Consider the following 25,630-nt stretch of genomic DNA (forward strand, 5'->3'; position numbering starts at 1 on the left):
CACGCGCCACGGCTCGCTCTATCTCAATCTCGCACCGAAGCGCGACTCGTTGAGTCGTCACCCTCATCTCCTTACCGACCGTCGGTAAGGACGTCCGCCCCGTTGGCGGTCACCGCGACCGTGTGCTCATAATGGGCTGAAGGCTTACGGTCCACGGTCAGGACCGTCCACCCGTCCGGCAGCGTGATCACGTCTTTCGTGCCGAGGTTGCACATCGGCTCGATCGCCAGAACCACGCCCTCACGCAGCACGATGTCGCTCCGAAGCAAATCCCTGCTCACAAAATTGGGCACTTTAGGATCCTCATGCATCTGCTGCCCGATGCCGTGTCCCACAAAGTCCCTTACCACACTCAGACCAGCTTCCTCCGCATATCCCTGCATCAACCGGGCGATCTGACTCCACCTACGTCCCGGCCGGATATTTTCAATCGCAATGTCCAGCACATGCTGGGTCACTTCACAAAGTTTTTTTACCTCAGGTCGTACATTACCGACCAAGATGGTAGTCGCTGCATCTCCGCACCAGCCGTCGAGTTGCACACCGCAATCGACACCGACGATATCACCATCGCGGATTTTTCGGTCGCTTGCGATGCCGTGAACGACCTCTTCATTGACACTGATACAGAGGTTCGCCGGGAAACCTTCGCCTGAGCGGTAAGTCGGGTAGTTCTTGAACAACCCGCGTGCCCCTTCGGCTGTATAGACCCGGTAGGCCTCTTCATCAATCTCACGGGTTGTCACACCCGGCTTGCACACCTCCTGGCAACGATTCAATACTTTGCGGACCACTCGACCCGCGGCCCGCATCTTTTCGATTTCCGCCTTGGACTTTAACCGTATCGCCATCCCGTCCGCACCATTGACCCAACCTCGTCAAGGGCCGGGGAATCCTTGATTTTAGCAAAGTTTCTCGATTTTCGCCAGTTACCCGGCGACTATCGATCCTCTCGCTCGCGTCATCATCACATCGGCCCCGCACCACGAATGCGCGGCCCCTTGCCACCGCCCCCGCCTCCGAGGAAGCCCTGGTAGTTCCTCATAGCCAGACTTGCCTCGATGCGATTGACAAAATCCAGCATGACGCTTACCACGATCAGCAGGCCGGTCCCTCCGAGGAACGACGCCACCTGCGGGTCCACGTTGAACTTTGACGAAACCACGGTGGGGATCACCGCGATGATCGCAAGAAATCCCGCGCCGACGTAGGTGATCCGTTCCATGACAACTTCAAGGTACTCGGCGGTGCGTGGCCCAGGCCTCATGCCAGGGATGAAGCTGCCGTGATCGCGCAACTGCGTCGCCATCTCCTTGGGTTGGAATTGCACCGTCGTCCAGAAGTAGGCGAAAAAGTAAATCAGCGCGATATAGGACAGGACGTGGAGATAGCCCTGCTCAGCAAAATTACGTTGCAAGAAGGTGGTGACCGGATTACGCCAGTGATTCGCCAGGAAGTTAAAAATCATGGAAGGGAAGACCATCAACGTGCTGGCGAAGATGATCGGCATCACGCCGCCATGATTCACGCGCAGCGGTAGATAGGTCTTCTGGCCGCCGTACACTCTCCTGCCGCGGGTGTGCTTGGCCTGCTGAATCGGAATGCGTCTCTGCCCCTGGGTGATAAGGATCGATCCAGCCACAACGACCACGAACGCGACCATGAGAAAGATAGCTGTGTCCAAACCGTAACGCGGGTCGTCCTGCCGCTCTGGTGCGATCTTAAACAGCAACAGATAGAGCTTGGTGAAATGGTCGTAGAAGAAATACGGCAGATTGCTGTCCTGGATCACACTCAAGACTGCCTGCGGCATTCGCGCAACGATACCTGCCGTGATGATGAGTGATACGCCATTGCCTATGCCGTATTTATCAATTTGCTCGCCAATCCACATCAGGAAGATAGTGCCGGCAGTCAATCCGACCAGACCACATATCCAGAACGTAGGCGTTTGCAGATAATCCGGGTAAACCAATGGCCGATCGCCGCTCTGAAGAAATCCAAGCCAAACAACCGCCTGCACGATGCACAGCCCAACGGTGGCGTAGCGGGTCCACTCGGTGAGTTTCTGTTGACCGGCAGGCCCTTCTTTCTGCAAAGCCTGAAAACTCGGAACAACCGTACCTAACAGTTGGAAAATAATCGCAGCGGAGATATACGGAGCGATCCCCAAACCGAAGATGGTCGATTGGTGAAGCGATCCGCCGGTAAACATACCCACGAAGTTCAGCAGAGTACCCGCACCACCGCCCGCGTTTTTAGCCCATTCCGCAAGTTCCGCCTGATCGACAGCCGGCAGCGGGATAAAAAATCCGATGCGGTAGATGACGAGCATCCCCAGCGTAAACAGCATCTTGTTCCGCAGTTCGGGAATTCGCCAGATATTGAGGAACGCTTGGAGCATGTTGATCCGCTAGTCTTAGCCTGGAAGTTGGGGCCCCGCTATAAAACGACCGAGTGCCGATCCCCCCAGCCGATCTTGACCGGGCTTTGACCAACACGGCTTCCGTCAACGGTTGACGATCAGCCATTGGTCTTTCGACTGTTCATCAAGCTACTGCGCGACAGTGATCGATCCCCCGGCTTTGGTGATCTTTTCTTCCGCTGTCTTGGTGAATTTCGCGGCAGTGATCCTGAGTTTTTTCTTCAGTTCGCCGTCACCGAGAATTTTTACCGGCTTCTTGGTGCTTGAGAGCAAACCTGCCTCCACAAGAGCCTTGGGAGTGATCTCAGCGTTATCAGCAAAGCGGGCTTCAAGCGTCTTGAGATTCACTACCGCATACTCGACACGGAAGATGACGTTGGAAAATCCACGCTTGGGAACGCGCCGGAACAACGGCATCTGGCCGCCCTCGCGGCTGGCTCGGATCGACCCGGTCCAGCCGGAGCGTGACCCCGCGCCTTTGACGCCGCGACCTGATGTCTTTCCGTGTCCGCTGCCGACGCCGCGGCCGATGCGTTTACGCTTCTTGTGAGCGCCGACTTTTTCTGTGATCTCATGAATCATCATGACGGATATCACTCCTGACTGACCGGGCGTATTTCACCCGAAGTTGGAATTACCTGGATGCTTCGGGTGACGGTGTGGTTTCTGACGCCGCTGCGGTTTCGCTTCCGGCATCTCCCTCACCGCCGCGACCACGACGACCTCGCGGACCGCCACGACCACCTCGGCCACCGGTCTTCTGACCAACCGTGTTCACCGGACCTTTCGCACGAGCTTCCGTGCTGGCTTGCTGCGGGACATACCGCTGGCCGGCGGCGAGAATTTCCTCGACGCGAGTAGATTCAATGGTTGTACTGCGCAACTCGGCGACTTGATCCTTGGTTCGCAGTTTGGCGAGGCCTTCCATCGTGGCCTTGCAGAGGTTCTTCTGATTGGTTGATCCGAACGCCTTGCTCAGACAGTCACGAACGCCGACCATTTCGAGTACTGCGCGGACGGTGCCGCCCGCCGAGATTCCCGTGCCGGGAGCTGCGGGCAGGAGTCGTACACTCGATGCGCCGAACTTACCCGTCACCTGGTGCGGCAGCGTGCCGGCCTGAAGCGTGACACGGGTGAGGTTTTTCTTTGCGTCTTTCTGCGCTTTTTCAATTGCGGTAGGAACTCCGCCCGCCTTGCCGTAGCCGATGCCGACGCTGCCTCGTCGGTCTCCCACGACTACCATCGCCGCAAAGCTGAAACGGCGACCGCCTTTCACCACCGTGGCGGTGCGATAGATGCCGACGGTTGTCGATTCCAAACCCTGTGATTCTTCGAGCATTTCTGCCATTGTTTCATTCCTGGAAACGCAGGGTCGAGAGCTGTCAGCCAGCGACCATGCAGACGCAAGCAATATCGTTCGTCATTCCCTCTCAAACACTGCGGGACTTTTTCGTATCCCGCGACCACTACTCTCCGTGACTTCTTAAAACTTCAGCCCCGCCTCACGGGCGGCATCGGCCAGAGCTTTGATCCGACCGTGATACTTGAAACCATTGCGATCCATCGCGACCTGTGTAACACCGGCTGCCTTTGCGCGTTCTGCCAATGCTTTACCGACTCGTTTGGCTGCCTCCGCGTTACCGCCGCCTTTTTCGAGTTTCTCCTGCACGGAGCTGGCGGAAGCGAGAGTCTTGCTGATGACGTCATCAATGATCTGCGCGTATATGTGATTCAGGCTGCGATACACGGTGAGGCGCGGACGCTCGGCGGTGCCGATGATGCGTTTGCGGATACCCGTCTTGCGGCGCTGACGGCGAACTTGTTTGAGTACGTTGGCTTGCATAATTCAATCCTCGAAGCGTGTCGCTTAAGCAGCGACCGCTGAACGGTTATCAGGCTGCGCCGCCGGCGAAGGCCTTGCCCTGTTTGCGGATAATTGTCTCGTCCACGTACTTGATTCCCTTGCCGTTGTAGGGTTCGGGAGGACGCTGTGAACGAATCTCCGCCGCGATCTGGCCGACCGCCTGCTTATCCGCGCCGCTGACCTTGATTCGGTTTTGGTTGACCTCGACCTTCACACCGGCAGGTATTGTGACCACGCGAACATCCGCGTAGCCCACTGCCAACTGGATCGTCGTGCCCTGAACCTTAGCCGTCCAACCTACGCCGTTAAGCTCAAGCTCTTTGGCGAAGCCTTTGGTTACGCCTTCGATCATGTTGGCGATGCGAGCACGGGTCGTACCGTGCATCGCGCGGGCAAATCGTGTTTCTCCCTGACGCTCGATCACGACCGCTTTGCCGGTCTGGTCAACCTTGACCTTCACTTCCGGCGTGGTGGTGAAGGTGAGTTTGTTCTTGCCGCTCTCGACGACAACGTCGTGGCCATTGACAGCCACCTTCACGTTGTCGGGAAGCGGAACGGGTTTTTTTCCAATGCGGGACATTGCTATCTCCTGCGAAACCGCAAGCGTGAATCATTTACTCGACGGTGCAAATAAGCTCCCCACCGACATGCTGTGCCCGCGCCTGACGGTCGCTCAGCACGCCCTTGGGTGTGGTCAGAATCGCAATACCCAGGCCTTCCAGCGGACGCGGAAGATCAGCGAACTTCGCATACACCCGACGACCGGGCTTGCTCGTGCGCTGGAGGCTGTGGATCAGATCCTCACCCTTGGGTCCGTAGCGCAGTTCAACACGGAGGATGCCCTGACGGCCATCGTCAATCACGGCGAAATCCGTGATGTAGCCTTCTTCCTTGAGCACCTTGGCGATGCCCTGGCATACCTTGCTGTTACGGCAATCCACCTTCGCAGCCTTGTTGCGGGCTGCGTTACGGATGCGGGTGAGCATATCGGCGATCGTGTCACTAAGAGCCATTCATCAATCTCCATTTGGCCGGCAGCCATGCAGGGGTCCGGCATCAGGGGCCGCACCGGGCACCTGTCATCTGATTACCGACTCACCAGGACGCTTTCCTCATCCCCGGAATCTTGCCTTCCAGTGCGAGCTTACGAAGCATCAGTCGCGAGATCTTGAACTTTCGATACACAGCGCGGCTACGACCTGTCAGAGCACACATGCTCTTGATACGGGTCGGGCTTGCATCACGCGGAAGTTTGGCCAATCCCGCGTAGTCTCCCGCCTTTTTCATCTCCAGACGTTTCTGGCGATGCTTGGCCACGGTCTTTTCGATCCGTTTCATTCTTTCCAGTGTTGACTTGCAGGCCATGTCGTGCTCCCAGGCCGTGTGACTTCATCCGGTCACGGCCGATTCTTAAATCTCAATTCGTTCAGGATGCTCGCTTTGACTGACGATCCTCAGGACGCTGGAAGGGAATTCCCAACTCCTGGAGCACCAGTCGTGATTTTTCATCCGTGCTGTTCTTGAATACAAACGTAATGTGCATGCCGTGTGTAAACTGGGCTTCGGCCATGTTGACTTCAGGGAAAATACCCTGTTCCGTCACGCCGAAGGAGTAGTTACCCCGGCCGTCAAAACTCTTGGGGTTGAGGCCGCGGAAGTCTTTGATGCGCGGGATTGCCAGCGTAACGAGCCGATCGATGAACTCCCACATCCGCGCACCACGAAGCGTAACCATCGCACCGACTTCGTAGCCCTCGCGGAGCTTGAAGTTCGACACTGATTTTTTGGCGGTCTTCATGATCGCCTTCTGGCCGGTGATGACCGAAAGATCAGAGAGTGTCTGCTCCTTGGCCTTGGCGTTGAGCTTCGACCCTTCGAGCGACTTGCCCAGACCGACATTGACGATGACCTTATCGAGTCGCGGGAGGGCCATCGGATTGGTGATGCCGAAGTCTTTCCTGACACGCTCAGCCACCGGGCCGGTGAAGCGTTGCTTCATTCGGGGATTGAGTTTTGCGGTTGCAGTTGCCATACGTTCTTCCATTTCAGCCCCGACTGCGGGGCATCATGCACATTTAATTTCCGTCAGCGTGACGCCTTCCGAAGTTCCTGGCCGATGGGCTGACCGCTTTTGACACCCACACGAACTTTCGCGCCATCTTTGCGCGTCTCGAACCGGATACGAGTAGCCTTGCCCTCGGATACCGGCATGACGTTGGAAATGTGGATGGGCATTTCCTTTTCGATCACTCCGCCTCGCGGCTGGCTCTGTGTCGGTCGGACGTTTTTCTTGCGGATATTGACGCCTTCAACGACAACACGCGATGTATTGGCGCAACTGCCAACGATCACGCGAAGAACTTTGCGCGGCGTCGTGTCACGCACCTGACGCTCACCCACGCGACGCTTGCTGCCCGCGCCGGAGATCACCACCACCAGATCGCCTTTTCTTACATGTCGTGCCATAGTTCACCTTCACTACCGCTGCTGATTTTTCTCGAAGCAAACCCTCGCATCCAACTGCGATGATTCACTTACACAACCTCCGAAGCCAGGGAGACGATCTTCATGTACTTGTCACGCAGTTCACGAGCAACGGCTCCGAAGATGCGGGTGCCGCGTGGATTACCTTCGTCGTCGATGAGCACCACTGCGTTGCGGTCGAACCGCACATAGCTGCCGTCGTCGCGGCGGATCGGGTAGCTTGTGCGAACCACCACAGCCTTGACCACGGTGCCCGCCTTCATATCGCCGCCGGCCAGTGCCTTCTTGACGCTGCAGACGACCTGGTCGCCGACAGTCGCGGTGCGACGGATAAACTTGCCCTTGCGGGTCGTGCCGCCCATCACGTGGATGATGCCGACGACTTTCGCGCCGGTGTTATCCGCCACATCCACTCTTGCTTCGGTTTGAATCATGACTCATTTCCTGACCGGCGAGGTTTTCGCCGACTTCACGCGGACTCGTTATTCAATTTCCGTCTTGTGTTCGAGCTGACCAGCCGACGCTTCGACGACTCGGACCAGCCGCCAACTCTTGGTCCTGCTGATCGGGCGGCAATTGGCGATCTCCACGCGGTCGCCGAGCTTGCTTACGTTCTTTTCGTCATGCACCTGGAACTTGGTCTGTTTCTTCAGGTACTTGCCATATTTGGGATGGCGTACTTGAAAGTCGATGGCGACCGTGCGCGTCTTGTCACGCTTGGCACTGGTGACGATGCCGACCTTCGTGCTCGTGAGGACGCGGCTGGACTGGGATTCCTGTGTCGCGGTAGCCATTACTTGGCCTCCTTGGCGATGCGGAGTTTCTTCTCCGTGAGGATTCGGGCGATATCACGGCGGATGTTGCGAGCCTGACGGGGATTTTCGAGCTTTTCAGTCAAAGCCTTGGTCCTCAGGTCGTACAACTCACGACGGAGACGCTTCTCCTCACTGGCGATCTCTTCCGCATTCAGTTTGTGTGCTTCACTGGCTTTCATGATTGTTCTCGTAAAGACACTGACTCCGATCTCACCGGAGTGTTACGCGTGCCTCCGTTCAATAAACCGGCAGCGGAACGGCATCTTGTGCGCCACACGCACCAGTGCCTGCTTCGCCACATCCGACGGCACGCCGGCGATCTCGAAAAGCACCGTGCCGGGTTTCACTCGTGCCACCCAATACTCAGGCTCGGCCTTGCCCGTTCCCATTCGGGTTTCGAGCGGTTTCTTCGAAATCGGCTTGTCGGGAAACACTCGTACGTAAATCTTGCCTTCACGGCGAAGGAAGTGAGTCGCGGCAACGCGCCCCGCCTCGATCTGCCGGCCGCTGAGCCAGCCGATCGCCAGACACTGCAACCCGAAATCGCCGAACGCGACATAGTTGCCGCGCGTAGCGACGCCGCGCATTTTCCCGCGCTGCTGCTTGCGGAACTTCACTCTCTTAGGCATTAACGGCATGCTTCAATCCTTCGTATCTGCCACCGCCGGGCATCTAATATCCGGCGAATGCTGTTTAGTGACGACCTCGTGCGCGGGGGCGGGCACCGGCTGCTTTCGACTCAAGCTCAGCTTCCTTCACCTCGCTGTACATGCCCTTATAAATCCACACCTTCACACCGATGACGCCGTACGTCGTGTAGGACTGCGCGAAGCCATAGGTCACGTTGGCCTGCAAGGTCTGGAGCGGAATTGAACCCAGACGCAGATCCTCGGTGCGGCTCATCTCATGACCACCCAGACGACCGGCGAGCTGAATTTTCACACCCTTAGCACCTGCGGCGATGGCGGCTTCGCCTTTCATCTTCATCACGCGGCGAAAGCTGGCGCGCTTGGCGAGCTGCTCGGCGATGCCCTCACCGATGAGCTGGGCATCGGCGTCAGGATTGCCGATCTCGATGCAGGAGATCGACACATTTCGTCCGGTCAGCCCCTGAAGATCCTGCGTGAGACGATCGATTTCCGCACCCTTGGGGCCGATCACCAGGCCTGGTCGCGCGGTCTTGATGATGATCTTCAGCTCCTCGCGTGTGCGCTCGATATGCACATCGCTGACCGCTGCGAACGGCGGCTTGCGGTTGAGTCGGTCATCAAGGAACTTGCGGATCTTCTGATCCTCCACGAGCAGCTCGCCATAGAGCGCCTTGGGGGCGTACCAGCGGCTGCGGTGGGCCTCGGTGATACCGACGCGGAACCCGAATGGATGAACTTTCTGTCCCATGGTTTTTCTCGAAATCGAAGACCGCGGTCATTGACCGCAGCTTCACACGTTATTTCACATCCACCGAAACAGTAATGTGGCTGGTGCGCTTCAGGATGCGGTGCGAACGGCCACGGTCCTTTGGTTGAAATCGCTTCATGGTCGGTCCGGAGTCAACACGGGCTTCGGTTACGACAAGCCTGCGAACATCGGCCTCGGCCTGATCGGCGTTGGCTTTGGCAGCCAACAGTGCCTGCTTGATATAAATCGCTGCACGGCGCTTCGAGAAGGTCAGCATTGTCACCGCCTCGTCGATACGCATGCCGCGGATCAGGGGAATCAGCGGCATAACCTTCTTGGGGCTGATCCGGACGCCGCGATGAGTATTAGTAAAAGCCATGATTCAATTCCGTCTTGATGGCCGGTGGCGTGAAAGCCCCGACTCACTTGAACTCAGATCGCTCCGACTGTCCGCTGTGCCTTCGTTCCGGTCGTATGGCCACGGAACACACGTGTCGGGCTGAACTCGCCGAGCTTGTGCCCCACCATGTCCTCAGTGACGAAGACGTTCTGGAACAGCTTGCCGTTGTGAACCAGGAAGGTGTGTCCGACAAACTCAGGCACGATCGTGCAGTTGCGTGCCCATGTCTTGATCGGCTCCTTGCGGTTCATCTGGGTGAGCTTCTCGACCTTGCGGTAGAGCCGCTCCTCGACATATGGGCCTTTTTTCAATGAACGTGGCATAAAGTCTTTCCTTCAGCGAGCCGGATAGTTTTTGACCCGGATCTGCGTGACTCATCCATTTCAGAGCACCAGTTGTCCGTATCGCTTGCTGAAGCGACGGCGAATGATGCGTTTGTTCGATGCTTTGCGGGGGTTACGGGTTTTACCGCCCTTGGCGAGAACGCCCGTCGGAGAAGCCGGCGGACGGTTGCCCTTGCTGCGTCCTGAGCCGCCACCCATCGGATGCTTTTCATGCGTCATCGCCATACCGCGCGTCGTCGGGCGAATGCCCATGTGTCGCTTGCGGCCGGCCTTTCCAAGTTTCACGTTCTGATGATCGGTGTTGCCGATCTGTCCAATCGTTGCACGGCAGTTTGTCGAGACCTGACGGATTTCACCAGAGGGGAAAACCAGGGTCGCCCAGCCGCCTTCTTTGTTTGTCAACCGTGCGTACATACCGGCTGAGCGGCACATCTGGCCGCCCTTGCCCGGAACCAGCTCAATGTTGTGTACGTTAAGACCGGCTGGAATGAACTGGAGAGGCATCGCGTTCCCCGTCTTGGGTTCAGCGGCCTTGTCGCTCGAAACGAACACGTCGCCGTCCTTCATGCCGATCGCCGCGAGGATGTAACGGCGTTCGCCATCGGGATACTCAACGAGTGCGATATTGCATGAACGATTCGGGTCATACTCGATACCGACGACTTTTGCGGGCTGGTCGAGCTTGCAACGCTTGAAGTCGATGATGCGATAGCGCTGTTTGGCACCGCCACCGATGTGACGCTGCGTGATGAATCCGTGGTGATTGCGTCCGCCCGACTTAGGCTTGGGCGCGAGCAGCCGCTTCTCCGGCTCAAACTTCGTGACCTCGGAAAAGAGGTTGACCGACGCATTGCGGCGTCCGGCACTGGTTCGTTTATAAATTCGGATGGCCATGGTTTTCTCTTGGGATGCTGTGGGCTGACAACCCTTGCGTCATTGTTTTCGCAGGCCGGTGACTCCACGAGCCACGACGCTGCGCCGAACCTTTAGATCACCTCAATCTTGTCATCGGGGTGCAACTGCACGACCGCCTTTTTGAAGTCCCCGGTATTACTCAGCCCGTAGCGAGTGCGGAAGCTCTTGCCCTTACGGATCTGGGTGCTGATCTTCTGCACGCGAACGTTGTAGATCTCAGCGATCGCACGCTTAATCTGATCTTTCGTCGCACGAGGATCAACGACGAAGCTGTAACGATTACGCGCGGTCCCCTCCCACGAACTTTTTTCCGTGATGAGCGGGTGTTTAACGATGTCGGTCGCGGTTGCCATTTACCTGGCCTCCTTCTTCTTCGGTGCGGGAGACTTGCGAGTCGTCTTGGCCGCACGACCGTTTCCAGCCTCGGATGCCTTGGTGTCAGAGTGACCGTTGGAACCCGAACCAGCTTTTGCCTGATCGATCCAGCTCTGGAGTGCAGCCTTCTCCGCGAGGAGGAAGCGATGGCTCAACAGGCTGAACACATTGATCTGATCAACACGGGAAACGCTGACCTGATTCAGATTGCTCGCAGAACGGGCCTGATGAGTGCGGGTGTCGGAAAGCGCGAGCAGGCAGGAGCGGTCGATCTTGAGGGTTTCGAGCAGGCCGGCAAACTGTTTCGTGCTGGGCTTTTCAAAGGCGAGCTTATCGAGGAGCTTGATCTCGCCGTCCCTGGCCTTGGCGAGCAGAGCGTTGCGATTGGCGAGGCGGCGCATCTTGTCGGGCATGTCACGGCGGAAAGAATGCGGCTTTTTACTGTGACCGCGACCGCCGCCCTTCATGATGTTCGCACGAATCGAACCACGGCGGGCGTTACCCGTGTGCTTCTGTTTGTAGAGTTTACGGGTTGAACCTTCGACCTGACCACGGCCTTTTGTCGCCGAGGTTCCCTGACGCTGATTGGCGTGATAGCGGACGTATGCCTGCTTGAGCAGGTCGAGATTGATCTCGCCGCCGAGTAGTGCCTCATCGAGCTTCAGGCTGTCAACCTGTTTTCCCTTGATGTCGAATACTGGAATATCAATCATGGCTCTCACCTGCATCCGGCGACGGGACAATCCCGCAGCGGGGAAAGATTGGAGCGGCTGGTTATCACCGCCCAAACCTGCACTCGATGTCGCGGCGTCGCGGTATCATCCGGCTTTGCCGGCGTGCAAACCTCAAAGTGTTTCGTTCAAAGCAAGAAGACGATTCTCGACTCTGAACGGACACTCCATCTTTTGCACCAGACCTACGACGCCTTGGCTACCTTAGCCTTGCCCTTGTAGAGGCGAACGGCCTCCCGAATCACTACAAAACCCTGGTTAGCACCGGGCACCGGGCCCTTGACCATCACCAGGTTTCGATCTTTATCAATGGCCACCACTTCCAGGCTGCGCACGGTCGTCTTCTCGTCGCCGAGGTGACCGGCCATGCGTTTGCCCTTCTTGGGGCGACCGCTGTATCCACGGTTCGTGGCATGACTGGCGATCGAGCCGCCGGACCGGTGCTTTCGCTCGGTGCCGTGCGAGGCCGGCTGTCCGCCGAAGTTCCATCGCTTCATAACACCAGCGAAACCCTTGCCTTTGCTCTGTCCGGTCACGTCCACAAACTTGATATTTTCAAAAGACGCAGCTCCGACTTCCTGCCCGAGCTGGTAATTTTCCAATTCTTTCGCAGTCGCACGAAACTCCCGGTGGAAGCGACGCGGAGCCAACCCCGCCTTCCCGTCGTGCCCGATCATCGGGATCGTCGAGTTGCGCGGTTTAATCTCATCAAAAGCGAGTTGCACGGCTGTGTAGCCGTCTTTTTCCTCGGTCTTGATCTGACTGACGAAGCACGGACCGGTCTGGATCACCGTCACAGGCACGTTCTGGCCAGCGGCGTTATACAGACGGGTCATGCCGATTTTTCGACCCAGCAGCGTGGTAGCCATCGTTCAAATCTCCAAGGGGTCCATTTCGGAGGATCGTGTCGCGGTGCGACAGAGGATCACGTCCCCTGCTTGATTTCATCCAAACAAATAAGGCCTCGCTATTACAGCGGGGCCTCTCATTTACGCCTTGATCTTCACGAACACACCAGCCGGAACAACCAGACGGTTGAGTGCTTCGACCGTGCGGGCATTGGGATCTTTAATGTCAATGATGCGCTTATGCGTGCGAATCTCAAACTGTTCACGCGACTTCTTGTCAATATGCGGGCTGCGAAGAACCGTATATCGCTCAATGCGTGTCGGCAGCGGTACCGGCCCGGCGACCTTGGCATTGGTCCGCTTGGCGTGGTCCACAATCTCCCGAGCCGAGGCATCAAGAGCCTGGTGGTCGTACGCTTCCATTCTGATGCGAATCTTGCCTGCGGTCATTCCGGTCGAACCCGTAAAAGCTTGTAGTCCCTGAATCCGCCCCGTTCGCAGCTCAACAAGCTGCGAGTCATTTCAAGGTCCGATCACACAAAAATGCTGCATTACCAGCCATTTCCGCTGATCGGGCGGGTACCGATACCGGCACCCGCAATCGGGCGAGTCGAATAGGATAACCAAACCTCTGCCGCTGTCAACCTGCGATCACGTTTTCCATCAGCCGCTATTTCTGTGACTCCCTTTCGTCCGCCCGCTTGACCGCGGCCAGGACTTCTTCGTTCACGAAAATAGGCACATCGGTGGCCACACCCAGCGCAATCGCATCGCTGGGGCGGGAGTCTATGTCAATCACCTCACCTCCGCGACGAAGATACAGCCGTGCGAAAAATGTACTCTCCTGAAGATCGCTGATGATGACTTTTTCCATCGTCCCGCCGAGTGATTCGATCACTGCCGCCAGCAACTCATGGGTCTGCGGCCGGGGCGGAGCCTGCCCCATAATGCGGCGTTCAATCGCCATCGCCTCGTGAATACCAATCAAGATTGGGAGAATCCGCTCGCCATCCACCTCCCGTAACTCGACGACATGGATATCGCTGGTTTCACGGATCAGAACACGGGAAACTTCCATTCTCACATCCATGGGCTTCCTCACGTTCAAGTATCCGAACCGGATAATTTTATCCCTATCCTCCGGCCTCGGACGAATGAAATTTCAGATTCTCATCAGGTGTTTGATGACCGCCATCTCCAATGCTTCATAGTCCCTCGCGGCGATCATCTGCTTCTCCGCCTTGGTATCAAACGTGCGGGCTTTTTCCACCAATGCCAGGAAAATCCGACGACTGTTGGACAGATGTGTCGTCGCGACCTCTGCACGCTGTGTCCGCATAGCCTTGACATCAAGACCGACAAAGCCGGTCTTGGCGTAGCCTGCCGCTTCAAGCACGCGCACCTGGTTAAACGCCACTCTCAGATTCGCTGCGCCAAATGCCTTGTCCTGGTCATACTTCAGGCCGTTTTGATCGTTGAGGTGAACGCTCCAGAGTTTGTTTGCCGCCAGTGCAAAGGCCATTTCATCGGACGGATCCAGCCCTGCGAGAATCGCGTGCGCAGTTTCGATCAGCCCGCCGACCCGCCGGGGATCGCGCGTGCGTTCCGCTAAAGCGAGTGCGTGACCGATGGTGGGAATGTAAGCATGGTCCATCGGTTCGTTGGGCTTGGGTTCGATGGCGATGCGAATCTTCTTGTCATACGCGAGGATCGCATCAATGGCTTCCACGAGCCAGCGATGGGCATCGATCGCCCGCTTGGCTTCGCGGATGTAGGTGCCCTCCCGCGCCAGCCAGAGAACCATGAGATTGCAACCGAGTTCGCGGCCGACATCCACACATCGCTTTGACCGCTCGATCGCCCACTTCCGCACCGCGGGATCATTGGCGGTGTAGCCGCCATCGATCCCCTTGGAATTTTCCCACAGTCGCGGCGCGACAATCTCCGCCACCAGACCTTCACCCGCGATGGCTCGCTTCATTTCCTTTGCCTGTTTCTTCAACTCCGCCGCTGACTTTTCCTCGATATTCGGCACAGCGTCGTCATCGTGAAACTGAACACCGTCGAAGCCGAGCTTTTTGTAAAACGAAAGTTTCCGGGCGAACTCGACGGACGGGCGCACCGTCGGACCGAACGGGTCCGCGCCTTCATGGATGTTCCAGGGACCGAACGAGAAGCGATAGTTTGTAGCCATGTGTGTCTCGTTAATGAAAGATATTTTAAAAACGACTCGCTACTAAAAACCCGTGGGGAGTATTCTAACGTATGGCCGCTGATGGAGCCGATGGAGACGGTAACAGAAACGAGACTCGGTGAGGTAGGCATGGATCGAGAATGGAGCCGCAGCCGATTCTGGCTTTGCCACTTTCTTCAGAGCCGACATGAAAGGCTGGAAGTCGATTTTGCCACGGCAAGCAACGGTGAATCAACCGTCGATGCGGAACTGTACCGATGGCTGGCAACTGACAACGTCGCTCCGCCTATCAATGAAGCCCAATTCGTAGGACGTGCCGCCACTCGTTATGCGGATGATCCCGCTTTTGTGCAGTGTTTACGACTCATGATTAAGGAGCGTCAGGCTCACGCGCTGTTGATCGATCAATTGCGCAGCAGATCCGATATCGCCACCCGCGCACGCAGCATAAGGACCAGAACAATCGCTGGGATCTTCGGCGCTGCTGGCCCGCGTTTTGAAATGTCCATCTTTCTCCTGGCGGACATCATCGACCTTTCCACATTGAAACTCCTTCAACTATCGACGACTGACTCTGTCATTCGGAATACGTGCGAGGCGATCCGTCACGACCGGGCAACCCATATCGCATTTCTGGCTGAGCGGCTCACGGTGGAACTTGCTGATCTGAACTTCATCCGCAGAAATCTCCGCCGCCTGCGATTGCGCGGGCTTTTCGCAGCCATCCTCGCGGATGCCGGATACCGACGGGGACGTCTGCTCCGTGCGTGCGGCTCGACACAGCGGAGCTTTGTCGGTAACAGCTGGCGATCATTTCAACAGGTTCTCGAACAGATGGTTCCCTATCATCGTGATGCGCTAGTGAATGCCCTGCTCATGCAACGTGAAAAGCCATACGAAAAACCGAGGTTGTGACAGGTTGTTTGAGACGAACGCCGCCTTTGGCCGACAGGCAGCCGTCTCTGCATTCCAGCTCAAGGCATGCGCAACAGCGCGTAATAGCTGCCATCCTGATAAGACGGCCCGCGTCCCGACGGCAGAGTCAGCGATTCACTAACCATCGTTGCACCAAACCTGTCGCAGAACCATTGCGCCTGATCCTGATTTTCACCGCGATCAAGACTGCACGTGCTGTACAGGACATGCGCACCCGCGCGAAGCATAGATCGTGACTGCTCAAGTATTCGCCGCTGCGTACGACGAAGCGATGCCAGCGATTCGGGTGAATAGCGATATCGTGCTTCAGGTCGTCGCGCTAAAACTGCCGTATTCGAACAAGGCACATCGAGCAGTACGAGATCTGCCCCGCCCGCCCGTCGGGTTTCACTCTCAATGCTCGACGACTGCACCACAGCCACATTGGGCTGATTACTTGCTGCTTCCCGCAGGGTTTGAAATCGCGAGGGGTCAATATCCGTCGCAAGCACGCGAGATGAAGGATGCAGCACCGCCAGTTGTCGAGTCTTCGTTCCACGGCCGGCACATAGGTCGAGAATCAATCGAGACTTGATCGCGGCAGTTGATGCAACCGCCTGCGTCGATGCGGAATCCTGCACACGACGGCAGGGATGCGATTTCACGAACGTACTCAGTTCCCTCGCAGTCCCAGTCCACACTCCAAACCCTGCCATCACATGCGGTATGACCAGTTCTTGGGCTGCTGTGAAATCAAAGTCAGGCTCCAGCACCACTACGACGGGTGGTGTCGCCACACCATGTGCAGTCAACACTACGGTTAGCGCCTCGCCGAACTGCGCCAGCCACGACTCAACAAGTGCTCGCGGATGACTCGTTGCAACCGCCAGATAGTCCGGCAGTGATGACAGTGGCGGCAGTGAGTGTCTCAATCGCACTTGACCGGTATCAACGGGCAGAGCGTCAACAGCTGGAATCCACGGATCGCGGCTCGTATCGACGACGCTTTCGCTGACCCGGCGCAATACCGCGTTTACCATTCCCGCTGCCTGTGGCCGCACCATCTCATGGGCCAGTTTTACAGATTCATCCACGACGGCATGGGCGGGTAATCGCTCGAAAAAGACAAGCTGAGCCGCCCCGCTGAGCAACACCCCCGCCATCTCCGGCTGCATTGAGGCCAGTGGTTTGTGCAAATGAAGATCAAGCAGATATTCCAGCGTCAGCCACCGTTGTAAAACCGTGCGATGGATCGCCACCGCCAAAGCTGCGTCTCGCGCCGCAAGACGATCGGTGTTGATCGTTGTCGGTTCGATGAAAGGAAACTGAGCCGCAGCATGCGCGATGGCGGCTGCGGCAAGCCCACGTGCGGTTTGACCCATGACAGCTATACGAGACATGCGAACATCGTAGGGCAAGGCGACGGTTGGATCCCATCCGCGGCATCTATCCACTATTTGATTTGCAAAGCCTGTAGATGTCAGAGGACGACGCTAGGCGGTCACCCCTGAATGAGTCTGGCTTGGCGGCGGAGGCACCAGTGCTTTACGTACTTCCTCGAGTAGTTGCTCCACTTTGAACGGCTTGAACATGACACTCGACAAGCCTTCCTGGCTGGCGCGGACGATCGAGTGATGGGGGTCATATCCAAAGCCGGTCATCAGGATCACCGGCAAGTCCTCACGCCGACGACGGGCTGCGGCGAAAATTTCATATCCCGTACGATGCGGCATCTTGATGTCAGAAATGATCAGATCAAAGTCCTGCTGCTCGAGCAGATTGATCGCTTCGTAGCCATCCTTGCAAACCGTACAGACGCAGCCGTATTTTTTGAGCACGTCATTGATCGTCTGGCGGATATTTACCTCGTCATCCGCGATGAGCACGCGCTTGTTCCCCAGCAACGGATCGGTCTGCACCTTGGCCTGATTGGCACCCAGAACAGCATTAGGTCCCGCCACCACATCGCGCAGCGTATGCCTCAGCGACTCGACATGGCCGACGATTTTATTCAGACGGTTGCGCATCGTGTCGTCGCCGATGTATTCCTCGATCAGTGTCTGCGCTTCGGTGATGATGTCATTGAGCGGCTGGGCCATCTCCTGCACCACGCTCCCGGCGAGTTGACCGGTCGTCGTGTAACGCTCCACGACCAGCAGATTGAGGATGTTCAGTGCCAGCGCAACGTTACGGCCAAAGATTTCCGCGAACCTACGGTCTTCTTCGTCAAATGCGCCGACTTTCTCCGACTCGATATTGAAGACACCAATGACCTTGTCATAGAGCATCAGCGGTACCGTCAACGAACTCTTACAGTGCTGAATCCCCATGACATAGCGGGGATCTTTCTCTGTGTCGTGACAGATATAGCTTTGTCCGATAGCCGCGACGTAGCCGGAGATGCCGTTGCCCTCTGGCTGGGCGTACAGATCAATCTGCAATGCCTCACGGGGCAGGCCCTGGGAGATGACTACCTCGAGTTTGTTCGTCACCTTGTCGAGCAAGCGAATGGCGAAATGATCAAAGTGCATCAGATCGCGGCTGTAGCGGATGATTTTGTCCTGTAGCAGTTTCAGCCGATCACCCGGTGACAGTTTGGAAATCATCTCCGTATCGATCTTCGCCAACTCGCGGCCGGCAGAGTCGATCGCGTTGATCTTCTGCTGGAGCCGTTTACCGCTGGTGGCTTCCCATACCACTGCGACGACCTGCCTCACCGCCCCCTGCTCATCCGTGACAGGGGAAGTGATCATTTCAAAATAGCGGTCGTTGTCATCCTTAAAAGTGAACTTGCGGCTGCGCGGTTTATCCGCATCGCCAGGGCTCATCTGATGCGCGAAAACTTTGCGGGCTTCTGCGCAGGTCTGCTTAACCTTCTCAATGACCGCGGGCGGGTAACCACGCATGCGGTTGTTCGACCAGGCGCACATGCCGTCAGCATCGACAATACAGACGCCTTCACCGATCGTGTTGAGCACCAGGCTTGACTGCTGGCCGACCAGTCCGCGTTCCAGTGGAAGAAAGTCCCCCACATCGGAAAAGACAGCGTGATAAGTCCGTTGACGCAGCGCGTTCATCGCATCATCCATGCGGTCGAACGTGTCCACGTCGAACATGCCCGACAGCGCCTGGGCGACGGCATGCTCAGAGGTGACTTTCCCGCCGAGGATCAGAATGCGGGGTCGCTCATTCATATATGAGTCCATCGGAAATTTGACCCGGTGAACGTCACTCGGAACCGATCATTTACGACTTACGGGTGAGGACTGCGTCGGCCATTTCCAATAAAAGCTGGCGTGGCGCGGAATCGGGGAGCGATACGAGTGAATCTTTCGCGGATTTAACCAGTTGTGCCGCCTTGCGGTTGGCGTATTCAATGGAACCTGTCGCATTCAATATTTGCGTGATTTTATCGCTCAAATCACTCCGTACCTCCGCCGGCTCAGCCGCGGTGCCGTTTCCGCCAACACCACCGCTTCCGCTATTTTTTCGGTCGATGAGGTCGAAAAGGTCGTTTCGCCGGGCACCGCGTGAGCTCAAATAATGGATCACGGGCAGGGTCAACTTGCCCTTTTCCAAATCCCTGCCCAACGTCTTGCCGACGGTATCCTGCGTACCGACAAGATCGAGCAGGTCATCCACTATCTGGAACGCGATGCCGAGCTTTTCACCGTAATCGTAAAGACCGTCGGCGACAGCAGGATTCGCCTCGTGGAGAACAGCTCCGAGCCGACAGCAGACACCACAGAGGCTTGCGGTCTTGCGGCGGATGATTTCGAAATAGGTCGGCTCATCGAGCGACCAATTTTCACGGTTTGCCAGTTGAAGCAATTCACCTTCGCAGACGGTGTTGGTTGCATCGGCGATGACTCGGCTGGCCATCGGTGTCGGCAGGCTCGAACAAAGATGGTACGCGTGACTGATGAGGTAATCGCCGAGCATGACAGCCGCTTCGTTGCCGCGAAGATGATTGATCGTCGCGCCGCGACGGCGCACCTGCGCATCGTCAAGGATGTCATCATGCACCAGCGTGGCCATGTGAACCATCTCAACAACCGTCGCGATCACACGATGAGGATCAGTCAATTCACGATCGGGGGCGCTCGCCATGCCGCTGACGAGCACCAGCATCGGCCGGAGCATTTTTCCCCGGTAGCGTTCGACGTGGGTTACGAGGCTGTTGACACAGGGCAGATCGCTGAGCAACTCTGCGGCGAAACGCTCTTCGATTCCGGCCATCTCATCGGCCAGTTTCTCGCCAATCTCAGGATCAACCGCAGCCACCATCCGCATGGGGACAAACCTCAGCAGGAAAAACCCAGTTCCGCCCGACTATGTAAGCCGGGACATACATACCGCAAGATATCTTATGCGAAGGAAGGCTGATAAAGCCAGCGCAACAACACGCCGTATGGATTATCGAAGAATGAAGGTTACCAATCCATGCCTGATCCGCACGAACGTATTTCGAAAAAATATTCTCTTATCGCAACAAAGGTGAACTATTGACACCGTGCTATGGAATCCATAGCCTTCAAGGTAAGCGACTATTCATCATTCCGCGGTATCACGTTGTCTTGTGGATGGTTTTGATTCATGCCCGAAGTGGCTCCGAACAATCTCGATACGCTCATCGGTCGTCTGGTTGTTGAGCAGGGTTTCGCCACAGCCGAGGAGGTTGATTCCTGCCGACGGGAATTGGAAAGTTCCTCTTCCGCCAGCGGGTCGGGTACACCGGTACCTTCATTGGCGCAATTGCTTGTCAACAAAGGCATCGTCACCCAGCGGCAGATCGATCGCATCAAGCCGCAAGAAGAATCACGCACCGATCAGCAACAGATTCCCGGATACCAGATCCTGAGCAAGCTCGGTGCCGGCGCAATGGCGACGGTTTACAAAGCTCGTCAGATCAGTCTCGACCGTCTCGTCGCCATCAAAATCCTTCCCAAAAAACACACCAACAATCAGCAGTTCGTCCAGCGCTTTTACGCGGAAGGGAAAGCTGCTGCCAAGCTCAGCCATCCGAACATCGTCGGCGCGCTCGATGTCGGTAAAGCAGGCGAGTTCCACTACTTCGTCATGGAGTATGTGGAAGGCAAGACTGTTTTCGACGACCTGACCGAACGCAAGCGATACACGGAAAAGGAAGCACTGGACATCATCATCCCGCTGGCGCGTGCCTTGGAACACGCGCACAACCAGGGATTTATCCATCGTGATGTCAAACCCAAAAACATCATGATCACCAAGTCAGGCGAGGTGAAACTTGCTGACATGGGTCTGGCGCGGGCGGTGAGCGACCGTGAAGCTGCCGAAGCGGAGCAAGGCAAAGCGTTCGGCACGCCCTACTACATCTCACCGGAACAAATCCGCGGTGAAATGGACGTGGACTTCCGCGCTGATATCTACGGCCTCGGCGCGACCTTTTATCAGATGGTCACAGGGCAGGTGCCTTTTGACGGACCCAATCCGTCATCGGTCATGCACAAGCACCTCAAAGCTGAACTCACTCCGCCTGACCATATCAATCCGACACTCTCGGCTGGCATCGGTGAGATCATCGAAGTGTGTATGGCCAAGGATCGCTCGCGTCGCTACACCTCGACATCCGCATTGCTGGCAGACCTCGAAGCGGTCGCGCGGGGCGAGCCGCCGGTACAGGCGCGACGGAAGTTCGATCTTTCTTCACTCGCCACGCTCGAATCGAACGTGGAGATGCAAAAGCCCAAGTCCAAAGCCAGCTCCAAACAGCGGGCGGAGGACCTTTTTTCACAGCCGATCTTCTGGATCGCCGTCGCCGGCTGGGGTATTGCGCTCATCCTGCTGATCGTGGTGGTACTGATGGCGGGACGGAGCTGAACCGCACCGTTCGGCTGAGCGCTTGGCTTGAAGCTGACAAGCATTTCTTTTTTCTCGTTTCACGATTTTGATCGACCACGCCTGCAGCGCGCCATAGGATGAATCACGCAAGCACGGGTTTGCGTTGGTCGATAACAGATGGAAGGCCATCCTCCTTCAACATTCGGGGGACTACCCGTCTGATCGGAACCAACTCGTCAACCTCACAACGATCAAAGCCACAAAACGAATCTGGAGTTTCTCATGCCTTCACCACTTGAATCGATTATTGCCGCCGGCACCAAAATCTGGCTCGACTCAATCGACCCCGATCTGGTTGTAAAAAACCGTAAGCTCGGTGCCACCGGAGCAACGTCGAATCCGATCATCGTGGCGGACCTGGTCAAGACCGGCCGATTCGATGAACAGATCACTAAACTGCGCAGCGAGGGATTAAAGGACGCAGATATCGCGTGGGGCCTGACCGATTGGCTTGTGCGCAATGCACAGAAGACTTTCGCGCCGGTCTGGGAGCAGACTCAGGGGAACGACGGATATGTGAGCTTCGAGCTTGATCCTCTCCTGGAAGACAAGACCGCCCCGCCACACGCAGAGCGTGTGTCACGCTACATCGAGCTTGGTCGCCAATGGTCGAAAGGCCACACGAATCGCATGATCAAAGTACCCGCAACACCTGCTGGGCTGGCGGCGCTGGAGGAGCTTGCGGCTTCCGGCGTCACGCTCAACGTCACGCTGATCTTCAGTCCGAGGCAATACCGCGAATCTCGTGAGGCGATTTGGAAGGGAGCGCAACGCCGCAAAGACGGGCTTGCCGGGTTCAAGAGCGTTTACAGTATTTTCGTTTCACGTGTGGATGTTTACACGGAAAAGCATGTGCCGACACTTTCACCCGCCGCACAAGGCATGGTCGGCATCGTCAACGCCAAACAAATCTGGGCGGAAAACAAAAAGTTCTGGAGCGACAAAAAGCTCAAGCTTCAGCAGGAAATGATTTTCGCCAGTACGGGCACCAAGAAACCTGAAGATCCCGCGGACAAGTACGTAGCAGCATTCACAGGCAGCGATATTGAAACCAATCCGCCTGCGACGAATGAGAAAGTTCAGGCAATGGGTAAGACTTACGTGAGTCAGATTGCCAACCTCCCGGCTCAATCCGTGCTTCAAGAAATCGCAGCAAAAGTGGACATGCAGAAGTTAGAAGATGTGCTGATGGAGGAGGGGCTGGCCAAATTCGCTGACCCGCAGAAAGCTTTGATCAAATTGATCAGCGAGAAAAAAATCTCGTCCGTCGCAAAGTAAGCGCGTACAACATTTCAAATCGATTGACCTCTCCGCCGACTTCGTTGCAAAGAACCGGTCGGCGTTGATTTTCTCCGTCCAACTGCGTGATCAAAGAGTTCCAGTGCGTTGACCTGCGCGCTTGTACTGCCATAATATTTGGCCCGATTCATTGCAAAGGAAGTGTTCGATGCAGTTCAAACGTCTTTGGTTCATTCTGGCTCTGGTCATCGTCGCATCATTCGGAGTGCTGGTTTACTACGGCGGAGAAATTTACCGACAAGCTCCACCCGTTCCTGAACGTGTGGTTGTCAAAGACGGCGACTCCGTGCGTGTGCTGTTCACAGGCCAGGATATCAAAGACGGCCAGAACGTCTGGCAGTCCACCGGCGGTCAGGAGCTTGGCAGTATTTGGGGGCACGGCGCATACGTCGCGCCCGACTGGTCCGCGGATTACCTGCATCGACAGTCGGTGTGGATGCTGGACACCTGGGCACGTGAACAGAGCAAGGTGCCCTACTCCGCTCTCGATGCGGAATCTCAGGCAAAACTCCGCGCACGACTGGCGACAGAAATTCGGGAGAACACCTACGACCCGAAAACGGGCGATTTGGTTGTTTCGCCCCTGCGAGCCAGTGCCATCGAGTTCGTCGGGTTGCATTACATCGGGCTGTATGGAAATGATCCTACGCTCGACCACCTGCGCGATGCGTATGCCATGCCCGTCAACGTGGTCAAGGATCCCGAACGGCTGCGTCAGCTTGCAGCGTTCTTTTTCTGGACTTCGTGGGCCTGCTCGACCAATCGTCCGGGACAAGAAGTCACCTACAGCAGCAACTGGCCAGCCGAGGAGTTGATCGCCAACCGGCCCACCGGCGCGATCGTGGTCTGGTCGGTGCTGAGCTTCGTAGTACTGCTGGCCGGCATCGGCGCGATGGTGTGGTACCACGCTTCGCTCAAGAGGCACGAGACACTCGATGAAAACGGCCTGCCTGAGGAAGACCCTCTGCTGGCCCTCAAACCCACTCCTTCGATGAAGGCGACTCTGAAGTATTTCTGGATTGTCGGGGCACTGGTCGTGCTCCAGGCAGCTCTGGGCGCAGTATCAGCGCATTACGGCGTCGAGGGCAACGGTTTCTACGGCCTGCCTTTGGATACCTGGCTGCCGTATTCCGTCACCCGTACCTGGCACACGCAATTGGGCATCTTCTGGATCGCCACCGCGTGGCTGGCGACCGGACTGTTCATGGCTCCGGCCGTTTCAGGTTACGAACCCAAGTTCCAGCGAGCTGGCGTCAACATTCTCTTCGTCTGCCTGCTCATCATCGTGGCAGGATCCATGATTGGACAGTGGCTGGGTATTCAGCAAAAACTCGGCAACATATCCAACTTCTGGTTTGGACATCAAGGTTATGAGTATGTCGATCTGGGACGATTCTGGCAGATCTTCCTGGCTGCCGGCTTGTTCATCTGGCTGGGTTTGATGGTGCGGGCGATGTGGCCGGCGTTCAGCCATCCCGGTGAGCACAAACACCTGCTGGCGTTGTTCCTCATCTCCTCGCTCGCCATCGCCGCGTTTTACGGTGCCGGCCTTGTCTGGCAGCGACAAACCAATCTCGCCATCGCGGAATACTGGCGGTGGTGGGTGGTGCATCTCTGGGTCGAGGGTTTCTTCGAAGTCTTTGCAACCGTGGTCATCGCATTCCTGTTCACACGCATGGGATTGCTGCGTACCCTCACCGCAACCGCGTCTGTTCTGGCTGCCACGAGTGTGTTCCTGGCAGGCGGCATCATCGGCACGTTTCACCACCTTTACTTCTCCGGCACTCCCACAGCGGTGCTGGCACTGGGCGCCGTCTTCAGTGCTCTGGAGGTCGTGCCTCTGACGCTCATCGGTTTTGAGGCTTTTGAAAACCTCTCGCTGACCCGTGTCAAGCCGTGGGTGACCGCGTATAAGTGGCCGATCTACTTCTTCGTCGCGGTTTCCGTATGGAACCTCATCGGTGCGGGTTTGTTCGGCTTCCTCATCAACCCACCGATTGCGCTGTACTACATGCAGGGACTCAACACGACTCCGGTTCACGGACACGCGGCACTTTTTGGTGTGTACGGCATGCTCGGCCTGGGCCTCATGCTCTTCTGCCTTAAGGGACTGACTGTCCACCGTCAGTGGCGCACCGGCGCGCTTTCGTTTTCTTTCTGGACCATCAACATCGGTCTGGCTCTGATGATCATCCTGTCCCTCCTGCCAGTGGGCTTACTGCAAACACAGGCCAGCGTGGAGCACGGTATGTGGTACGCACGGTCGGCAGAGTTCATGCAGACGCCGGTCATGAGCTACCTGCGATGGATGCGTGTCATCGGTGACACCATCTTTGTAGCTGGTATCCTCGGCATGGGCTGGTTCGTCGTCGGTCTCAAGACCGGATGGTCACTCGTGAACGAGTCCGATGCTGTGGCTAAGGCATTCCCACAGGCTGTTCCGAGTCAGAATTAACCGCGACAAAAAAATCATTCCACGGAAAACCCGGATGTATAACGCATCCCCCGTGTAATGATTTTGATGCGGATGCCGTCATTCCTGAGAAAGTGGACGGATGCTGAATACTCCATGGGAAACCGCGGGCATTGGCTGCTCTTTCCGCGGCAAATCAGCGGCTTTCGCCTAGATAGGGTTTACTTAAGCCGAGCCGACAGGAAGTTCAACTCCGCCATTCCGGACATAGCGAGCTTGACCACTTCCCGCACGGGTTCGATACTGACAGTCCGGCCGTCGAAAGACGTG

31 protein-coding genes are annotated in these 25,630 nt (G+C 56.7%); 4 read left to right on the forward strand and 27 right to left on the reverse strand.

The window, feature by feature from the left end; translation table 11 throughout:
* Positions 1 to 71: 71 nt before the first annotated feature.
* The 24 genes from map to IT444_03545 all read right to left on the reverse strand — a co-directional run bounded on the left by map (position 72) and on the right by IT444_03545 (position 14,793).
* Positions 72 to 851 (reverse strand): type I methionyl aminopeptidase, encoded by a 780-nt coding sequence (gene map, locus IT444_03430; protein ID MCC7191813.1) that lies wholly within the window; start codon positions 849 to 851, stop codon positions 72 to 74.
* 116 nt (positions 852 to 967) lie between these two features.
* On the reverse strand, positions 968 to 2,404 hold the full coding sequence (gene secY, locus IT444_03435; protein ID MCC7191814.1) for a preprotein translocase subunit SecY: 1,437 nt from the start codon (positions 2,402 to 2,404) through the stop codon (positions 968 to 970).
* A gap of 150 nt (positions 2,405 to 2,554) precedes the next feature.
* Positions 2,555 to 3,010: a 50S ribosomal protein L15 gene (gene rplO / locus IT444_03440; GenBank protein MCC7191815.1), complete on the reverse strand. Its 456-nt coding sequence runs from the start codon at positions 3,008 to 3,010 to the stop codon at positions 2,555 to 2,557.
* Between the two features lie 49 nt (positions 3,011 to 3,059).
* On the reverse strand, positions 3,060 to 3,773 hold the full coding sequence (rpsE, locus tag IT444_03445) for a 30S ribosomal protein S5 (GenBank protein MCC7191816.1): 714 nt from the start codon (positions 3,771 to 3,773) through the stop codon (positions 3,060 to 3,062).
* Between the two features lie 135 nt (positions 3,774 to 3,908).
* Positions 3,909 to 4,268, reverse strand: coding sequence for a 50S ribosomal protein L18 (locus tag IT444_03450; protein MCC7191817.1), 360 nt, complete (start codon positions 4,266 to 4,268; stop codon positions 3,909 to 3,911).
* Between the two features lie 49 nt (positions 4,269 to 4,317).
* Positions 4,318 to 4,869 (reverse strand): 50S ribosomal protein L6, encoded by a 552-nt coding sequence (rplF, locus tag IT444_03455; GenBank protein MCC7191818.1) that lies wholly within the window; start codon positions 4,867 to 4,869, stop codon positions 4,318 to 4,320.
* 34 nt (positions 4,870 to 4,903) lie between these two features.
* A complete protein-coding gene (rpsH, locus tag IT444_03460) occupies positions 4,904 to 5,302 on the reverse strand; it encodes a 30S ribosomal protein S8 (GenBank protein MCC7191819.1) in 399 nt (132 codons plus the stop codon).
* An 82-nt stretch (positions 5,303 to 5,384) separates the two neighbouring features.
* Positions 5,385 to 5,654, reverse strand: coding sequence for a 30S ribosomal protein S14 (gene rpsN, locus IT444_03465; protein ID MCC7191820.1), 270 nt, complete (start codon positions 5,652 to 5,654; stop codon positions 5,385 to 5,387).
* Between the two features lie 61 nt (positions 5,655 to 5,715).
* A complete protein-coding gene (gene rplE, locus IT444_03470) occupies positions 5,716 to 6,321 on the reverse strand; it encodes a 50S ribosomal protein L5 (protein ID MCC7191821.1) in 606 nt (201 codons plus the stop codon).
* 53 nt (positions 6,322 to 6,374) lie between these two features.
* The gene (gene rplX, locus IT444_03475; GenBank protein MCC7191822.1) at positions 6,375 to 6,755 is read right to left on the reverse strand and encodes a 50S ribosomal protein L24; all 381 of its coding nucleotides are present in this window, start codon (positions 6,753 to 6,755) and stop codon (positions 6,375 to 6,377) included.
* Between the two features lie 68 nt (positions 6,756 to 6,823).
* Positions 6,824 to 7,207, reverse strand: coding sequence for a 50S ribosomal protein L14 (gene rplN / locus IT444_03480; GenBank protein ID MCC7191823.1), 384 nt, complete (start codon positions 7,205 to 7,207; stop codon positions 6,824 to 6,826).
* A gap of 48 nt (positions 7,208 to 7,255) precedes the next feature.
* Positions 7,256 to 7,567: a 30S ribosomal protein S17 gene (gene rpsQ / locus IT444_03485; GenBank protein ID MCC7191824.1), complete on the reverse strand. Its 312-nt coding sequence runs from the start codon at positions 7,565 to 7,567 to the stop codon at positions 7,256 to 7,258.
* Positions 7,567 to 7,767 (reverse strand): 50S ribosomal protein L29, encoded by a 201-nt coding sequence (gene rpmC, locus IT444_03490; GenBank protein ID MCC7191825.1) that lies wholly within the window; start codon positions 7,765 to 7,767, stop codon positions 7,567 to 7,569. The genes rpsQ and rpmC overlap by 1 nt, the downstream gene beginning before the upstream one ends.
* Positions 7,768 to 7,809: 42 nt before the next feature.
* Complete coding sequence (gene rplP / locus IT444_03495; GenBank protein ID MCC7191826.1) at positions 7,810 to 8,226, reverse strand: 50S ribosomal protein L16; 417 nt, start codon at positions 8,224 to 8,226, stop codon at positions 7,810 to 7,812.
* A gap of 55 nt (positions 8,227 to 8,281) precedes the next feature.
* Entirely contained in the window at positions 8,282 to 8,986 is a 705-nt protein-coding gene (gene rpsC / locus IT444_03500) for a 30S ribosomal protein S3 (protein MCC7191827.1), read from the reverse strand.
* A gap of 49 nt (positions 8,987 to 9,035) precedes the next feature.
* The gene (gene rplV / locus IT444_03505) at positions 9,036 to 9,365 is read right to left on the reverse strand and encodes a 50S ribosomal protein L22 (protein ID MCC7191828.1); all 330 of its coding nucleotides are present in this window, start codon (positions 9,363 to 9,365) and stop codon (positions 9,036 to 9,038) included.
* 53 nt (positions 9,366 to 9,418) lie between these two features.
* On the reverse strand, positions 9,419 to 9,709 hold the full coding sequence (rpsS, locus tag IT444_03510) for a 30S ribosomal protein S19 (GenBank protein MCC7191829.1): 291 nt from the start codon (positions 9,707 to 9,709) through the stop codon (positions 9,419 to 9,421).
* 60 nt (positions 9,710 to 9,769) lie between these two features.
* On the reverse strand, positions 9,770 to 10,624 hold the full coding sequence (gene rplB / locus IT444_03515; GenBank protein MCC7191830.1) for a 50S ribosomal protein L2: 855 nt from the start codon (positions 10,622 to 10,624) through the stop codon (positions 9,770 to 9,772).
* A gap of 92 nt (positions 10,625 to 10,716) precedes the next feature.
* Positions 10,717 to 10,998, reverse strand: coding sequence for a 50S ribosomal protein L23 (gene rplW, locus IT444_03520; protein MCC7191831.1), 282 nt, complete (start codon positions 10,996 to 10,998; stop codon positions 10,717 to 10,719).
* On the reverse strand, positions 10,999 to 11,733 hold the full coding sequence (gene rplD / locus IT444_03525) for a 50S ribosomal protein L4 (protein ID MCC7191832.1): 735 nt from the start codon (positions 11,731 to 11,733) through the stop codon (positions 10,999 to 11,001).
* A gap of 203 nt (positions 11,734 to 11,936) precedes the next feature.
* Positions 11,937 to 12,620 carry a 50S ribosomal protein L3 gene (rplC, locus tag IT444_03530; protein ID MCC7191833.1) on the reverse strand — a complete coding sequence of 228 codons (684 nt, stop codon included), beginning with the start codon at positions 12,618 to 12,620 and terminating at the stop codon, positions 11,937 to 11,939.
* A gap of 120 nt (positions 12,621 to 12,740) precedes the next feature.
* Positions 12,741 to 13,049: a 30S ribosomal protein S10 gene (rpsJ, locus tag IT444_03535; protein ID MCC7191834.1), complete on the reverse strand. Its 309-nt coding sequence runs from the start codon at positions 13,047 to 13,049 to the stop codon at positions 12,741 to 12,743.
* A gap of 220 nt (positions 13,050 to 13,269) precedes the next feature.
* Entirely contained in the window at positions 13,270 to 13,677 is a 408-nt protein-coding gene (locus IT444_03540; GenBank protein ID MCC7191835.1) for a bifunctional nuclease family protein, read from the reverse strand.
* 84 nt (positions 13,678 to 13,761) lie between these two features.
* Positions 13,762 to 14,793 carry a TIM barrel protein gene (locus tag IT444_03545; GenBank protein ID MCC7191836.1) on the reverse strand — a complete coding sequence of 344 codons (1,032 nt, stop codon included), beginning with the start codon at positions 14,791 to 14,793 and terminating at the stop codon, positions 13,762 to 13,764.
* A 129-nt stretch (positions 14,794 to 14,922) separates the two neighbouring features.
* Here IT444_03545 and IT444_03550 point away from each other — a divergent pair, with 129 nt between their 5' ends.
* Positions 14,923 to 15,708: a hypothetical protein gene (locus tag IT444_03550; GenBank protein MCC7191837.1), complete on the forward strand. Its 786-nt coding sequence runs from the start codon at positions 14,923 to 14,925 to the stop codon at positions 15,706 to 15,708.
* A 59-nt stretch (positions 15,709 to 15,767) separates the two neighbouring features.
* Here the strand turns inward: IT444_03550 and IT444_03555 are convergent, their stop codons facing one another.
* The 3 genes from IT444_03555 to IT444_03565 all read right to left on the reverse strand — a co-directional run bounded on the left by IT444_03555 (position 15,768) and on the right by IT444_03565 (position 20,001).
* Entirely contained in the window at positions 15,768 to 17,108 is a 1,341-nt protein-coding gene (locus IT444_03555; GenBank protein MCC7191838.1) for a hypothetical protein, read from the reverse strand.
* 93 nt (positions 17,109 to 17,201) lie between these two features.
* Positions 17,202 to 18,902: a response regulator gene (locus tag IT444_03560; protein ID MCC7191839.1), complete on the reverse strand. Its 1,701-nt coding sequence runs from the start codon at positions 18,900 to 18,902 to the stop codon at positions 17,202 to 17,204.
* Between the two features lie 52 nt (positions 18,903 to 18,954).
* On the reverse strand, positions 18,955 to 20,001 hold the full coding sequence (locus IT444_03565) for a polyprenyl synthetase family protein (protein ID MCC7191840.1): 1,047 nt from the start codon (positions 19,999 to 20,001) through the stop codon (positions 18,955 to 18,957).
* 303 nt (positions 20,002 to 20,304) lie between these two features.
* Between IT444_03565 and IT444_03570 the strand changes: the two genes are divergently transcribed.
* The 3 genes from IT444_03570 (at position 20,305) to IT444_03580 (ending at position 25,342) form a co-directional block, all read left to right on the forward strand.
* Positions 20,305 to 21,567, forward strand: a complete 1,263-nt coding sequence (locus tag IT444_03570) for a serine/threonine protein kinase (GenBank protein ID MCC7191841.1) — start codon at positions 20,305 to 20,307, stop codon at positions 21,565 to 21,567.
* Positions 21,568 to 21,810: 243 nt separating this feature from the next.
* Positions 21,811 to 22,866 (forward strand): transaldolase, encoded by a 1,056-nt coding sequence (locus IT444_03575; GenBank protein MCC7191842.1) that lies wholly within the window; start codon positions 21,811 to 21,813, stop codon positions 22,864 to 22,866.
* Positions 22,867 to 23,035: 169 nt separating this feature from the next.
* Positions 23,036 to 25,342: a nitric-oxide reductase large subunit gene (locus tag IT444_03580; GenBank protein MCC7191843.1), complete on the forward strand. Its 2,307-nt coding sequence runs from the start codon at positions 23,036 to 23,038 to the stop codon at positions 25,340 to 25,342.
* Positions 25,343 to 25,630 lie beyond the last annotated feature (288 nt).

Source organism: Phycisphaeraceae bacterium, from assembly GCA_020851465.1.
GTDB lineage: Bacteria > Planctomycetota > Phycisphaerae > Phycisphaerales > Phycisphaeraceae > JADZCR01.

Bases quoted from the DNA above. Each gene is read 5' to 3' on its own strand.
- rpsE (MCC7191816.1), bottom strand. From the start codon at position 3,773: ATGGCAGAAATGCTCGAAGAATCACAGGGTTTGGAATCGACAACCGTC.
- rplB (MCC7191830.1), bottom strand. From the start codon at position 10,624: ATGGCCATCCGAATTTATAAACGAACCAGTGCCGGACGCCGCAATGCG.
- IT444_03555 (MCC7191838.1), bottom strand. From the start codon at position 17,108: ATGTCTCGTATAGCTGTCATGGGTCAAACCGCACGTGGGCTTGCCGCA.
- IT444_03575 (MCC7191842.1), top strand. From the start codon at position 21,811: ATGCCTTCACCACTTGAATCGATTATTGCCGCCGGCACCAAAATCTGG.
- rplO (MCC7191815.1), bottom strand. From the start codon at position 3,010: ATGATGATTCATGAGATCACAGAAAAAGTCGGCGCTCACAAGAAGCGT.
- secY (MCC7191814.1), bottom strand. From the start codon at position 2,404: ATGCTCCAAGCGTTCCTCAATATCTGGCGAATTCCCGAACTGCGGAAC.
- IT444_03580 (MCC7191843.1), top strand. From the start codon at position 23,036: ATGCAGTTCAAACGTCTTTGGTTCATTCTGGCTCTGGTCATCGTCGCA.
- rplE (MCC7191821.1), bottom strand. From the start codon at position 6,321: ATGGCAACTGCAACCGCAAAACTCAATCCCCGAATGAAGCAACGCTTC.
- rplD (MCC7191832.1), bottom strand. From the start codon at position 11,733: ATGATTGATATTCCAGTATTCGACATCAAGGGAAAACAGGTTGACAGC.
- rpsS (MCC7191829.1), bottom strand. From the start codon at position 9,709: ATGCCACGTTCATTGAAAAAAGGCCCATATGTCGAGGAGCGGCTCTAC.
- rplF (MCC7191818.1), bottom strand. From the start codon at position 4,869: ATGTCCCGCATTGGAAAAAAACCCGTTCCGCTTCCCGACAACGTGAAG.
- rpmC (MCC7191825.1), bottom strand. From the start codon at position 7,767: ATGAAAGCCAGTGAAGCACACAAACTGAATGCGGAAGAGATCGCCAGT.
- rpsQ (MCC7191824.1), bottom strand. From the start codon at position 7,567: ATGGCTACCGCGACACAGGAATCCCAGTCCAGCCGCGTCCTCACGAGC.
- rpsC (MCC7191827.1), bottom strand. From the start codon at position 8,986: ATGGGACAGAAAGTTCATCCATTCGGGTTCCGCGTCGGTATCACCGAG.
- rplX (MCC7191822.1), bottom strand. From the start codon at position 6,755: ATGGCACGACATGTAAGAAAAGGCGATCTGGTGGTGGTGATCTCCGGC.
- rpsJ (MCC7191834.1), bottom strand. From the start codon at position 13,049: ATGACCGCAGGCAAGATTCGCATCAGAATGGAAGCGTACGACCACCAG.
- rplP (MCC7191826.1), bottom strand. From the start codon at position 8,226: ATGCCGTTAATGCCTAAGAGAGTGAAGTTCCGCAAGCAGCAGCGCGGG.
- rplW (MCC7191831.1), bottom strand. From the start codon at position 10,998: ATGGCAACCGCGACCGACATCGTTAAACACCCGCTCATCACGGAAAAA.
- IT444_03560 (MCC7191839.1), bottom strand. From the start codon at position 18,902: ATGAATGAGCGACCCCGCATTCTGATCCTCGGCGGGAAAGTCACCTCT.
- rpsH (MCC7191819.1), bottom strand. From the start codon at position 5,302: ATGGCTCTTAGTGACACGATCGCCGATATGCTCACCCGCATCCGTAAC.
- IT444_03540 (MCC7191835.1), bottom strand. From the start codon at position 13,677: ATGGAAGTTTCCCGTGTTCTGATCCGTGAAACCAGCGATATCCATGTC.
- rplC (MCC7191833.1), bottom strand. From the start codon at position 12,620: ATGGCTACCACGCTGCTGGGTCGAAAAATCGGCATGACCCGTCTGTAT.
- IT444_03545 (MCC7191836.1), bottom strand. From the start codon at position 14,793: ATGGCTACAAACTATCGCTTCTCGTTCGGTCCCTGGAACATCCATGAA.
- rplN (MCC7191823.1), bottom strand. From the start codon at position 7,207: ATGATTCAAACCGAAGCAAGAGTGGATGTGGCGGATAACACCGGCGCG.
- map (MCC7191813.1), bottom strand. From the start codon at position 851: ATGGCGATACGGTTAAAGTCCAAGGCGGAAATCGAAAAGATGCGGGCC.
- IT444_03570 (MCC7191841.1), top strand. From the start codon at position 20,305: ATGCCCGAAGTGGCTCCGAACAATCTCGATACGCTCATCGGTCGTCTG.
- rpsN (MCC7191820.1), bottom strand. From the start codon at position 5,654: ATGGCCTGCAAGTCAACACTGGAAAGAATGAAACGGATCGAAAAGACC.
- IT444_03565 (MCC7191840.1), bottom strand. From the start codon at position 20,001: ATGCGGATGGTGGCTGCGGTTGATCCTGAGATTGGCGAGAAACTGGCC.
- IT444_03450 (MCC7191817.1), bottom strand. From the start codon at position 4,268: ATGCAAGCCAACGTACTCAAACAAGTTCGCCGTCAGCGCCGCAAGACG.
- rplV (MCC7191828.1), bottom strand. From the start codon at position 9,365: ATGGCTTTTACTAATACTCATCGCGGCGTCCGGATCAGCCCCAAGAAG.
- IT444_03550 (MCC7191837.1), top strand. From the start codon at position 14,923: ATGGATCGAGAATGGAGCCGCAGCCGATTCTGGCTTTGCCACTTTCTT.